Below are 12,101 nucleotides of genomic sequence, written 5' to 3' on the forward strand. Positions count from 1 at the left end.
CCGATGTGCGAAATCTTCTCCGCATGAGTGTCTTCTCTCTTGCCGCTGTACCGGCGGGTTCGCTGGGTGCGGATGCCCGTGCCGACGAACTCGGGTTCGTCGGCACGGGCGGGTTCGCTAGGTGCCGATGCCCGCGCCGACGAACTCGGCCCAGTTGAGGTTGAACAGGTTGCCGCCCGTGGCGCCACCCGTGACCGAGCGGAACACCAGGAACAGCTCATGCGTCCCGGACATCGAGACCGGGAACGTCTGGCTCGTCCAGGTTCCCGTCCCGCCGGTGGACACGAGGTTGGCCGTGGTCAGGATCGGCCCGGTGATCGAGTCCTGACGGACCTCGATTGCCGCCAGCGGCGACCCGGGCGTGCGGCCGTTCGCCGCGTCCGCCGCGCGGAACGTGATCGAATCGATGTTGGTCAGGTTGAATGGGCCGTTGAGCTGGAGCCAGTCGCCCGAGCCCAGGCTGCCGCGGTGCACGCCGGCGCCGCCGTCGGTGTTGGTCGCCGTGTTGGTGCCGGACTGGTTGACGACGAACTCCACCTCCTGGTGCTTCTGGCGGATCTGGTGCTGGCCGGTCGTGGTCAGCTGTGGGACGCCGCCCGGACCGCCGTGGTCGGTGTAGCGCGCCTGGACCACGCCGGAGACGTTGCCGCCGTGTGAGACGTCGTCGGCGTCCGTGTGGAGCACGCCCGAGCAGCCGTTGACGGACTCCTCGGCGTGGCCGTGCGCGTCGTGGCCGAGCACGAACGTCACCTGCACCTCGGAGCAATTCACCGTCGCGTCCTCGGGGTCCGTGACCGTGACCGAGAACGGGATGTCGTCGCCGAACGCGAACGTCCCGCCCTCCACCGGCGTATTGACGACCACCGTCGGGCTCGTGTTGCCCACGGTGATCACGGTGCTGGTCGAGGTTTGCTTGCCGGACGAGTCGAGCACGGTCAGCACGGCCGTGTAGCGGCCGGACTGCGTGTAGGTGTGTGCCGGGTTCGGGTCGGTCTCGATCGCCGAGCCGTCGCCGAAGTTCCACTCGTAGCGGATCGAGTCGCCGGGATCCTCATCCAGCGAGCCGGCGCTGGAGAAGTTCACGGTCAGCGGCGTTGAGCCGTCGGTGCGGTCCGTGGTGAGCACGGCCTTCGGCGCGCGCTTGCCCTTGACGTACTCCCACTTGTACATGCCCGCGTCGGGGCTGATGACGTTGAACCCGTTGCCGTAGGTCAGCAGGTAGAACGCGCCGTCAGAACCGAACTGCAGGTCCATCGGGTTGTCGCACTCGAACCGGAACGTGCCTGCCCCGGCGTTCGCACGGCTGCCGCAATCCAGGAAGTTGTTGATCTTCTGGACGTGGTTGGTCTGCTTGTCGAGCTTGACCTCGCGCAGCGTGTCCTGCGTCCACTCGCTGATGATCACCGAGTCGTCGTAGTACGGCGGGAACTTGTGAGGGTTCGGGTTCTTCGGGTCGTAGTGGTACTTCGTGACCCCGTGCGGACCGACGCCGCCGGTGTAGAGCTCGGGGAACAGCCGCGGGCATTCGGTCGTCGAGCCGGGCGCGATCGGGCCCGGGGTCGGCGCGTAGTAGGCCTCGCACGGGGTGCCGAGCGGCGCGGTCGGGTTGTTGTCGCGGTAGGAGTACCAGATGTCCGGGTCGGTGACCGGCGGGACGTCCCTCAGGCCCGGCTCGACCGTCGGACCGCCCTCGATATTCCACAGCGAGTCGTTGCGCTGCGTCGGCCCGTCGCAGTCGAACTTCTGAGGCGGGTTGTTCAGCGGCGTGCCCGCGGTGGTGGTGCCGGGCGCGAACTCGTGGAAGTTCCACTGGTAGTGCGCGAGGTCGCGCTTGTAGCACGTCGGCCAGCCGTAGTTGGACGGCTTGCGCACGATCTCGTAGCGGCCGGTGCCCGCCGGGCCGTGCGAGCGCTGCGGTGTCTGGGCGTCGGGCGAGTAGTCGCCGATGTAGGCCACGTCGTTCTCGTCGACCTGGATCCGGAACGGGTTGCGGAACCCCATCGCGTAGACCTCCGGCCGCGTCTTGTCCTGCGGCGCGCCCGCGACCAGCGGGAACAGGTTGCCCGACGGGATCGAGTAGGCGCCCGTGCCGGAGCCGAAGTCGACCTTGTTGGCGTCGGCGTCGGAGATGTTGCCGTCCTTGACCTTGATCCGCAGCACCTTGCCGCGCAGGTCGTTGGTGTTCAGTGCGGTGCGGCGCGAGTCACCGGTGAGCCGCTGATACCAGCCGCCCGCCTGCGCCGTGTTGGTGGCGATCGCCGGCGTGGCGGTGCCGGTCAGGCCGGCGCCGCCGGCGGTGATCTGCGGCTGATCGGACTGCTGCTTGCCGCGGCGGAAGAACACGTTGACGTTCGACGTGTTGACCGGGCCGCCGCTGGTCTGGATCTCGTCCGCCTCGATGTTCGAGAGCGCCTCGAGCGCCGCGTCGATCGCATTGCGATCCGCGTTCCACGCGATCGGCTCCGTCGTCTGGCCCTCGAAGGTCAGCGTGAACGTGCCGCCCGTCGCGTTGGTGACGCGCACGGTCTGCTGCTCGTCGGTCTTCTGCGAGTTGTACGGCCCGTAGCCGCCGGCGTTGATGCCGCCCGCGGGCGTGTCATCGCCGGTGACCATCCAGAGGTTGCCGTGCTTGTCGAAGTCGATGTCGCCCCCGACGTGGCAGCACTCCTGGCGGTTGACCGGCACGCGCATGATCTGCTGCTCGGAGCCCATGTCGAGGTGCGCCGGCGTGCTGTCCTTGGCGTCGACGAACTTGAACCGGCTGAGCTGGAAATAGCCCACGTACGGATCCCACGCGGTCTTGGACGCGGCCACGTTCGGTGGGGTGGTGTTCGGCGTGATCTGGGTGACGACCGATCCGTCGCTCAGCTTGACGTCGGTGACCTCCTTCGCCGAGTAGTAGAGGTAGACCCACTTGTTGGTCGCGAAGTCGGCGTCGACCGCCGGCCCATAGAGCCCGTCCTCGCCCGCGGAGTAGATCTGCTGCGTCATCGGCAGGCTCGGATCGGCGAAGTTGGCGACGACCGTGGTGACGCCCGTGGTCGAGTCGTGCATGCGCAGCGAGCCGAGGCGGTCCGTCTGCAGAACGCGGCCGTCCGGCAGCTGGTCGAAGCCGATCGGCTCCTGCAGGTTCGGCGGCGAGCCGATCTTCGTCTGCTGGTAGTTGGCCAGCACGGTGGCGCCGCAATCGCTGTAGTCCGGGTCGGCCTGGCCCGCGGCCCAGCCGATCGCGCCCTTGAGGTGCTTGGTGAGGCCGGCGTCGAAGCTCGCGGCCGTGTTGCCCAGACCGGTGTAGAACGAGCGGCCGCCCTGGAAGTCCTTGCACCACGAGACCGGGTGATCGGCGCCCATCGTGCCCCCGGCGATCCCGTCGAGGTCGGCTCCCTGCGGCTGCGGCCCGAACGGGTCTTCGACGACGGTGTCGAGGACGTGTGACACACCGCGCACGTTCTTCGTGAAGTTGTACCACTTGTCGGTCCGCGACCAGATCTGCGGCAGATCCTTGGTCGCGTCGTGGACGCGGTCGGCGACCTTCACGTCACCCGATTGCACGTCGGTCCTGCCGGACGCACGCGTCCCCAGGATGTCGGTCAGGAACGACCAGGACTCGTCGGTCTCGACCGCCGAGCCGACGCCGACGAAGCCGCCGCCGTCGCGGAAGTAGTGCTCGAAGTTCGTGCGTTGCGCGTCCGTGAGGGGGCTCGCGAGACCCGTGTCCAGGAACACGACCGCGCGGTACTGCTTCAGCTTCTTCTCCGTGAAATGGTCGCCCACGTCAGCGGGTCCGGGCGCCACGACCGTGAAATGACCGGGTCTGGCCGCATCCCGGATCGCGGCCAGGCCGGCCGACGACACCGCGTCCTGGGTGCTGCGCACCACGAGCACCTTGAAGCGGGCGTCTGGTGGTGCGGCCTCGGCGGCAGGCGCGGACGGCTGCAGCAGCTCCGGTGCAGCGACGGGAGCGGGCTCAGCCGCCGTGGGGGCCGCAGCGCTCACCGGCGTCGCGAGGAGTGTGAGGAAAGGGGCGATGAGGGCTAAGGCCATCGTGGTCGCGGTGCGACGTCTCGGGCGTCGTCCTTTTGCTGGCAGGGCTGCGTCGAGCAGCCTGGCCCACGTTCGATGACGTGGTGACATGAAAAACCCTTCCTGCCTGGGGGATGTCAGGCACGGCGCGAACCGCCGCGCTTATTGCCACTTGGTGGTAGCGGATAGTGCGGTTGCTGGAGGGTGCCGTCTCCAGGTCTGTGGGGCCGTCAGCAAGGGGCCGGCCTGCGTGAGTCCGTGATCGCGGTCGGGTCGTCGATGATGTGGTTGATCACCGTGCTCGCCGCGCCACGGGAGGCGGCGCCGAAGCCGAGCGTGCAGGCGACGAATCGGCACTGGGCGGCTGGAGCTGCCACCGCGAGCCGTTGCAGCTGATCTTGTGCGTGTGGCAGCAGTCGGTGGGCCGGCGAGGCGAAATGGCCTCAGATGACGATCACTCGCGGGTTGAAGAGGTTGGCCAGGATCGAGCCACCGGGTGGCCGACATCGCCAGAGGCCTGACCTCTGGCGACCGGCGCATGACGATGGCGGTGGCACAGGTCGGCGAGTGGCTCGGGCTTCACCGGGGCAGGTCAGGTGTGGTCATGCCGATGCGGAGTTGCTGGATTTCGAGAAGAGCTCCATCATCGCCCTGCCGAACTGCGGCATGTCGGGCCATCCCCGGCAGGAGACGAGGTTGCCGTCCACGACGTCGGGAGCGTCGATCACCGTCGCGCCCGCGTTCTCCATGTCACCGGTGATGGGCGGGAAGCACGCCGTCTTCCGGCCCTTGAGCAGTCCGTACACAGCCGGCACCTGCGCGCCGTGGCAGATCAGCGCGATCGGGAGGTTGCGCGCGAAGAAGTGCTCGGTGATGCGCCTGACGTCGGCGTCGACCCGGATCCACTCGGGGGCACGTCCCCCAGGGATGATGAGGGCGTCATAGCGCTCGACGTCGACCTCGGCCCAGGGCACGTCGACCGGCAGCTTTCGGCCGTTCTTCTCCACGTAGGCGTCGGAGTTGGGGTCGAACTCGTGGATGACCAGCTGAACGTCACGCATCGTCCGTGACGAGACGTCGACGTCCCAGCCGCCCTCCTGCACGCGATAGTAGGGATACATGGTGTCGAGCTCCTCGGCGGCGTCGCCGGTCAGGAGCAGCCCTCTGGGCACCTGCTTCTCCTCGCATCTGAGGCGGGTGACGTCGATCCAATCCAATCCGATCTGATCCAATTGCGTTAGCATTCCTCGGCCCAGCCCGCCCGTCAAGCCTTTACGCCATACCGTCCAAACCCTTGATTTCGTCGAACAATCGCCGGAACCGCTCGCCGGACAGCAGGATGTGCCGACGCATGGCGTAGGCGGCGGCGTCCGGGTCACGCGCGGCGATCGCGGCCACAACGTCTTCGTGCTCGGCCATCGCCAAGTGAGTGACCTGGGTGTCGTGGAGAAGCCGGAACAGGTGCACGTGCGCGTGCAGGCGAGCGAGCGCTTCGCGGATGAGCTGGTTCTCCGCGCTCAGGGCGATGAGATCGTGAAAAGCAGCGTCGCGGAGCCCGAAGGCGCCATAGGCCATGAGCCCGGTGCCCCCCTCCAGCTCCGCCATCTCCTCCAGCAGTCGCCGCAGGCCGGCCACCTGCTGCAATGATGCGCGTTCGGCGGATCTGCGCGCCGCCGCCGGCTCGAGGAGCAGGCGGAGCTCGAGCATGTCCTCGAATCGCTGACGGGTGATCTGGGGGGGAATGTGATAGCCGGCATGGGGCACACGCACGACCAGGCCCTCGGCCTCCATGCGGTTCAGAGCGTCTCGGATCGGCGTCTGTGAGACCCCCAGCTCTCGCGCCAGGACGTCGATCGTGACGCGGGAACCAGGCTCGATCCGTAGCGACATCAGCTGTCCGAGCAGCGTGTCGTACACCTCGTCGGCAAGCCGGCCACGAGATCTTCCCGGCGGCGTTCCGCCCGTCATGGCCCCACGGCCCCGCGCGATCATCGCTTCGTCGTCCATCGTGACGTGAGGTCCTTTCTTACGTCTTCGCGAACCTGTTGACATCGGTCGCAATGCTGCGGGATGTTGATGCTCCCATTCAGATCGTATAGGAAAGGTGACGGACGCCAGCCCTCCTTCACCCGTCCACCCGTCGCGGAACCGCCCGCCATCGCTCCGCTTCGATCAGTTGGAGCTCCCATGAGCATGCTCGATGTCCTACTCGGTTCGCCGCCGGGCCGCACAAAGGCCGAAGGACCTGTCGACTGCTTGAAGCCCCATTACCTCGCGGCGTACTCGTGACGCCGGTCAGCGGGTCAGCCCGTGCGGCAGCCGTCGACCCGCCTGAACATCCCCAGCAACTGCTCGGCGAAGCACGCAGCAAGGCTCCAGAGCTCCCCACCCAGAAGGCAGGCAGGAAGATGCGGCATCCAGAGCGAATAAGACGACTGTCCGTTTCCGGTCGAACGGCGCAGCTGGCGACGGCGGCCATATTAGTGGCCGCGACCATGGCGGCCTGCGGGCAGGATGACGGCGCGGATTCGAGCGCGCCCAAGGCGCCGGCGACCATCCCGGAGCTCACCAAGGACCCGCTGACCCTCAGCTTCATCTGGTTCGACTGGCCCCCCGCTCACGCTCTGGAATCCTTCGCGAACGCGGAGTACACCAAGGAGCGGCCGAACGTGACCATCAAGGTCAACACCGTGCCGAACGCGAACTGGCACGACGCGATGTTCACCCAGTTCGCAGCGCACAAGACCGACTTCGACATCCCGATCCTGGACTCGCAGCACATCGGTGAGGCCGTGACGAACGGCAACATCCTCGACATCACCGACTTCGTCAAGAAGAACATCGACGTCAAGGCCTACAACCCGTACCTCCTGGCGGCCTACGGCCAGTTCCCGCAGGCGGAGACCGGGAAGCGCGACGAGAACGCCAGCCTGTACGGACTGCCGCTGCTCGGCGACACCTGGACGATGATCTATCGCAAGGATCTGATCGGCGACAAGCCACCGCAGACCTGGGACGAGATGATCTCAGTCGCCGAGAAGTGCCAGGCGGACAACCCTGGTGTCAGCGGGCTGGCTTTCCACCAGGCCAACGGCTCCGACGCCGCGGCCGTGACCTACAACACGGTCAACGGCGTCTACGGCGGCAACCTCTGGGACGCCAAAACGCAAAAGATCGAGGGCGTCCTCAACGACGCGGCGGGCCAGGAGGCGATGGACGTCCTGGTCAACAAGATGAAGCCGCTGACCGCCAAGGGCTCCGGCAACTGGTTCATCGACGAGGTGAACGCGGCGGTCGCCCAGGGCAAGGCATGCATCGCGTTCAACTGGATCGCCGCGAGCGGCGGCCTGCTCGACCCGAAGCAGTCGACGCTCGGCACCACGCGGGAGCAGATCCTCGACAAGCTGGGTTTTGCCACCCTGCCGAGCCAGAAGACGAACCTGGTGCCTCTCGGCGGCATGGGGATGCACGTGTCGGCCTACTCCTCCAAGGCGAACCAGGCGGAGGCCCTGAACTTCATGAAGTGGTTCGAGCGGGCTGACATCCAGAAGAAGTGGGCCGCGGCCGGTGGCGTGCCATCGCGTACGGACGCCCTTCAGTCGCCCGAGTTCCTCAATGCCGGGCCGTTCAACCAGGTGTACGCCGACTCGGTTCCGCGGATGCGGGACATGTGGAACGTGCCCGAGTACGCGCGCCTCGTCGACATCGAGAACACCAATGTGAACGCGGCTCTCAACGGCACGAAAAAGCCGAAGGATGCGCTCGACGACATCGCCAAGGAGCAGCAGGGCGTGCTCGACTCCGGCAGCGGCAAGGGCGGCGGCGGACTGTGAGTGACACCGCCCCGCTGACGACCGACCACCCCGAGCAGGTGGCGTCCGCGACGCCGCCTGCACCGGGTCGGTCCCGCCGCTTGAGCGACCGCGGGCTCGCCGTGGCCTTCATCTCCCCCGCGCTGCTGCTGCTGCTCGCGATGTCGGTGTTCCCGTTGCTGTGGGCGTTGTACCTGTCTTTCACCGACTACTCGGCCACCCGCGGGGGGCCGGCGCATTTCGTCTGGTTCGAGAACTACACCGCCATCCTGACTTCGGCGCAGGTTCACACGAGGGCCTTGACGACGTTGATCTACGTGGTCGGCGCGGTCACCCTGCAGACCGTGCTCGGCTTCTCCATCGCCTACCTGATCTCACGGCGCACGCACGGGCGAGGACTGCTGACCACTCTGTTCCTGGTCCCGATGATGCTGTCGCCGGTCGTGGTCGGGCTGTTCTGGCGATTTATGCTCGACGCGCAGTTCGGCGTGATCAACAGCATGCTCGACTCGCTCGGCCTGGGGCAGGTGGAGTGGCTCACCCAGCAGCGAACGGCACTGATCTCCCTGATCGTGGTCGACACCTGGCAATGGACGCCGTTCATCATGCTCATCGCACTCGCGGGCCTTACCGCGGTCCCCAAGTACTTGTACGAGGCCGCCTCGATCGACCGGGCGTCCGAGTGGTTCCGGTTCCGCACCATCACTCTTCCGCTGGTGTGGCCGCTGCTCCTCATCGCTGTTCTGTTCAGGGCCATCGAGGCCTTCCGGCTGTTCGACCTCGTCTACATCCTCACCAGCGGCGGTCCGGGGGTCTCCACCGAGACGTTGTCGTTCCACGTCTACAAAGTCGCGTTCCTGGGCTTCAACACCGGAACCGCCTCGGCGTACGGGATCCTCATGGTCCTCGTCGTCATCGTCCTTACGCAGCTCTACTTGCGCTACTTGAACAAGCTCAAGGAGGACTGATGGCCGTCTCCGTCGACGAGGCCGTGTCCACAGGCCCTGTCCAGGATCACACGCCCCCCGCGCGTCGCTTCGGCGGCCGGGGTCGCTCCGTGCTCGAGGTCGCGCTGCTGACCGTGCTGGCCGTCGTGATGCTCTTTCCGGTGCTGTGGATGATCGAGACGTCCATCAAGGAGAACCGGGACGTCTACGCCATCCCGGCCAAGTTCTTCCACTTCACGGTCACCATGGACCATTTCAAGGACGTGTTCGTCGCCCCCGGCGGCGGTCGCTCGGAGTTGTCCGTCGCGTTCCTCAACTCCCTCCTTGTCGCCGGGGCCTCCACGGTGCTGGCCACCGTGCTGGGGGTCCCGGCGGCCTGGGCCTACTCGCGCTTCGCCGTGAAGGCCAAGAAGGACCAACTGTTCTTCATCCTGTCCACCCGCTTCATGCCGCCTGTGGTGGTCGTGATCCCGATCTTCCTCATGTACCGCGAAGTCGGGCTCATCGACAGCAAGCTCGGCCTGATCCTCATCTACGCCGCCTTCAATGTCCCGTTCACGATCTGGATGATGAAGGGGTTCGTCGACGAGGTGCCCGCAGAATACGAGGATGCCGCCATGCTCGACGGCTACACCCGCTTGCAGGCGTTCCGGCGGTTCACCCTTCCCCTGCTCCTGCCCGGCATCGCCGCGACGGCGGTCTTCGCACTCATCTTCTCGTGGAACGAGTTCGTGTTCGCCATCTTCCTCACCTCCGGCGACGACGTACGGACGGCCCCACCCGCCATCGCCGGCCTCATCGGCGGAACCACCGTGGACTGGGGTCTCGTGGCCGCCGCCTCCCTGGTGTTCGCCCTACCGGTGCTCGTCTTCGCCTACCTGGTGCGCAAGCACCTCGTCGCCGGTGTGACGCTCGGGGCGGTGCGACGCTGATGGCGGGCATCGAGGTGACCACCCTGCACAAGCGCTACCCGGACGGGACGGTCGCAGTCGAGCACGTGGACCTGTCCATCGACGACGGCGAGCTGTTCGTGATGCTCGGCCCTTCGGGCTGCGGCAAGACGACCACGCTGCGGGCCATCGCCGGCCTGGAGCGGCAGACGACGGGCGACATCCGCATCGGCGACACCTTGGTCAACGACCTGCCGCCGGCAGAGCGCGACATCGCCATGGTGTTCCAGTTCTACGCTCTCTACCCGCATCTGAGAACCCGCGACAACCTGGCGTTCCCGCTGCGGGCCGAGGGATTGCCCAAGGCGGAGGTGCGCGAGCGGGTCGACGAGACCGCCCGGCTGATGCGGCTCGGTCCGCTCCTGGACCGGCGACCGCACCGGCTGTCCGGCGGGGAGCAGCAGCGCGTCGCGCTTGCTCGCGCCCTGGTGCGACGACCTCGCGCCTTCCTCATGGACGAACCCCTCACCAATCTGGACGCGGAGCTGAGGGCGGACATGCGCACGGAGATCAAGCACCTGCAGGGGGGACTGGGGACGACGATGGTCTACGTCACCCACGACCAAGTCGAGGCGATGTCGCTCGGCCACAGAATCGCCATCCTCAACAAGGGCCGCGTCGAGCAGATCGGCACGCCGCTGGAGGTCTACGACCGTCCGGCGAGTCTCTTCTGTGCCGCATTCATCGGCTCCCCGCCGATGAACCTGATCGAGGTGGAGCTGGCCGACGGGAAGCTGCGCAGTCAGGGCGGACTGGTCCTCACGCCACCGCCAGGCCTGCCGCGCGACCGTCGCCTGGTCGCAGGCGTCCGGCCGGAGGCGCTGGAGGTCACGGAACCAGGGGCGGAGCGTTCGGCCCCGGCCCGCGTGGTCTCGGCGGAGTGGCTGGGAGACGAAATCATCTACGTGGTTGACCACGGTGGCCGGCGCGACGTACGGGTTCGGATGCCACCGACTGTCCGTTTCGCCGCTGACGCGCCGGTCGGGCTGCGGCACACCGGCGGGCCCCCGCCGGTCTACGACGTGCGCACGGAAGAACTGGTGGCCTGATGGGAACCGTGGCAGTGCACGGGCTGCGCAAGTCCTTCGGCAAGGTCCAGGCCCTGGACGGGGTGACGCTGGACGTGCCGGACGGCTCGTTCTTCGTCGTGCTCGGGCCCTCCGGGGCAGGCAAGACGACGACCCTGCGAGCGATCGCCGGCCTTGAGAGGCTTGACGCCGGGTCGGTGCATCTGGACGGGAGGGACGCGACCGGTGACTCCCCGGCCGCACGCGACCTGGCCATGGTCTTCCAGAGCTACGCCCTCTACCCGCGACTCACGGCGTACGAGAACATCGCTTCGCCGCTGCGGGCACGCCGCTGTTCTTCGAGCGAGATCGCCGCTGCCGTCGAGCAGATGTCGAGCCTGCTGCACATCGGACGTCTGCTGCAGCGTCGTCCCGCGCAGCTGTCGGGCGGTGAGATGCAGCGTGTCGCGCTGGCGCGGGCGCTGGTCCGTCGCCCGCGCGCGTTTCTCATGGACGAGCCGCTGACGAACCTCGACCTCAAGCTCCGCGTCGAGATGCGCACCGAGCTCACCCGCATCCACCGGAGTCTCGGGGGAACCTTCGTCTACGTGACCAACGACCAGGTCGAGGCCCTGTCCATGGCCGACCAGGTGGCGGTCCTCAAGGAGGGGAAGGTGCAACAGGTCGGAACGCCGACCGAGGTGTACGAGCGACCAGCCAACCAGTGGGTCGCAGGCTTCGTCGGGAGCCCGTCGATCAGCCTCCTCCCCTGCCGCGCCGAGGGGGATCGTCTGGTCGGGGCGGAAGGCTGGACGCTGCCGCGGCCCCGCTGGACCACGGCTGAGGACGGTCGTCCGCTGCTGCTGGGCCTGCGGGCAGAGGACCTGTCCATCGAGCAGCGTGGGGACGCGTCGTTGCCGGGTGAGCTCTACGGCCTTGAGCCGCTCGGTGACCGAACGGTGGTCGACGTCCGAGTGGGGACGGAGATCCTCAAGGTCAAGGCACGACCCACCGTCGCGGGTACGCCGGGCGAGCGGCTGCTTGTCACGGTCGACCTGGACCGTGCGCACCTGTTCGATGCGGCCACCGGGCTGGCGCTGTCCGAGGCCGGGGGGTAACCGCGCAGGGCGGCGACGTCAACATGCGCCCGACGTGGCAATCGAGCCTCGGCGGACCGTCACCGGTGAGCACGGCCTGATGACGCTGAAGCAGCCATGGCCCGAGAAGGCGATCGGTGGCGCGAGGCGTCGCCCTGCAGCCAGGGCCAAGGCCACGTTCGACCCGCTCGGCAACCTCGACCCCGACGAGGTCGTGTGACCCGTTCGTCAACGCGCGTGGCGCGATCGCTGAGGTCACGCTGGA

The 12,101-nt window shown here is 67.4% G+C and carries 10 protein-coding genes; 6 read left to right on the forward strand and 4 right to left on the reverse strand.

The window, feature by feature from the left end:
* Positions 1-117: 117 nt before the first annotated feature.
* The 4 genes from ACFYYN_RS36295 to ACFYYN_RS36310 all read right to left on the reverse strand — a co-directional run bounded on the left by ACFYYN_RS36295 (position 118) and on the right by ACFYYN_RS36310 (position 6,030).
* A complete protein-coding gene (locus ACFYYN_RS36295; protein ID WP_500549117.1) occupies positions 118-3,996 on the reverse strand; it encodes a ThuA domain-containing protein in 3,879 nt (1,292 codons plus the stop codon).
* A 257-nt stretch (positions 3,997-4,253) separates the two neighbouring features.
* Positions 4,254-4,400, reverse strand: a complete 147-nt coding sequence (locus ACFYYN_RS36300; protein WP_500549118.1) for a hypothetical protein — start codon at positions 4,398-4,400, stop codon at positions 4,254-4,256.
* 225 nt (positions 4,401-4,625) lie between these two features.
* Positions 4,626-5,195, reverse strand: a complete 570-nt coding sequence (locus tag ACFYYN_RS36305; RefSeq protein ID WP_500549119.1) for a DJ-1/PfpI family protein — start codon at positions 5,193-5,195, stop codon at positions 4,626-4,628.
* A gap of 100 nt (positions 5,196-5,295) precedes the next feature.
* The gene (locus ACFYYN_RS36310) at positions 5,296-6,030 is read right to left on the reverse strand and encodes a GntR family transcriptional regulator (RefSeq protein ID WP_500549120.1); all 735 of its coding nucleotides are present in this window, start codon (positions 6,028-6,030) and stop codon (positions 5,296-5,298) included.
* A gap of 278 nt (positions 6,031-6,308) precedes the next feature.
* Between ACFYYN_RS36310 and ACFYYN_RS36315 the strand changes: the two genes are divergently transcribed.
* The 6 genes from ACFYYN_RS36315 to ACFYYN_RS36340 all read left to right on the forward strand — a co-directional run bounded on the left by ACFYYN_RS36315 (position 6,309) and on the right by ACFYYN_RS36340 (position 12,056).
* Positions 6,309-7,856 (forward strand): extracellular solute-binding protein, encoded by a 1,548-nt coding sequence (locus ACFYYN_RS36315; RefSeq protein ID WP_500549121.1) that lies wholly within the window; start codon positions 6,309-6,311, stop codon positions 7,854-7,856.
* 80 nt (positions 7,857-7,936) lie between these two features.
* Positions 7,937-8,803: a carbohydrate ABC transporter permease gene (locus ACFYYN_RS36320; protein WP_277324670.1), complete on the forward strand. Its 867-nt coding sequence runs from the start codon at positions 7,937-7,939 to the stop codon at positions 8,801-8,803.
* Entirely contained in the window at positions 8,803-9,714 is a 912-nt protein-coding gene (locus tag ACFYYN_RS36325; RefSeq protein ID WP_500549122.1) for a carbohydrate ABC transporter permease, read from the forward strand. The genes ACFYYN_RS36320 and ACFYYN_RS36325 overlap by 1 nt, the downstream gene beginning before the upstream one ends.
* Positions 9,714-10,781 (forward strand): ABC transporter ATP-binding protein, encoded by a 1,068-nt coding sequence (locus ACFYYN_RS36330; RefSeq protein WP_500549123.1) that lies wholly within the window; start codon positions 9,714-9,716, stop codon positions 10,779-10,781. Before ACFYYN_RS36325 ends, ACFYYN_RS36330 begins: the two co-directional genes overlap by 1 nt.
* Positions 10,781-11,857 carry an ABC transporter ATP-binding protein gene (locus tag ACFYYN_RS36335; RefSeq protein ID WP_500549124.1) on the forward strand — a complete coding sequence of 359 codons (1,077 nt, stop codon included), beginning with the start codon at positions 10,781-10,783 and terminating at the stop codon, positions 11,855-11,857. The genes ACFYYN_RS36330 and ACFYYN_RS36335 overlap by 1 nt, the downstream gene beginning before the upstream one ends.
* A gap of 34 nt (positions 11,858-11,891) precedes the next feature.
* The gene (locus ACFYYN_RS36340; protein WP_500549125.1) at positions 11,892-12,056 is read left to right on the forward strand and encodes an FAD-linked oxidase C-terminal domain-containing protein; all 165 of its coding nucleotides are present in this window, start codon (positions 11,892-11,894) and stop codon (positions 12,054-12,056) included.
* Positions 12,057-12,101 lie beyond the last annotated feature (45 nt).

This window comes from Streptomyces sp. NPDC001902 (assembly GCF_042891295.1).
Taxonomy (GTDB): domain Bacteria; phylum Actinomycetota; class Actinomycetes; order Streptomycetales; family Streptomycetaceae; genus Actinacidiphila.

What these genes read in the sequence shown, in the direction of transcription:
- ACFYYN_RS36310 (WP_500549120.1), bottom strand. Translation starts at nt 6,030, where the DNA reads ATGGACGACGAAGCGATGATCGCGCGGGGCCGTGGGGCCATGACGGGC.
- ACFYYN_RS36325 (WP_500549122.1), top strand. Translation starts at nt 8,803, where the DNA reads ATGGCCGTCTCCGTCGACGAGGCCGTGTCCACAGGCCCTGTCCAGGAT.
- ACFYYN_RS36330 (WP_500549123.1), top strand. Translation starts at nt 9,714, where the DNA reads ATGGCGGGCATCGAGGTGACCACCCTGCACAAGCGCTACCCGGACGGG.
- ACFYYN_RS36335 (WP_500549124.1), top strand. Translation starts at nt 10,781, where the DNA reads ATGGGAACCGTGGCAGTGCACGGGCTGCGCAAGTCCTTCGGCAAGGTC.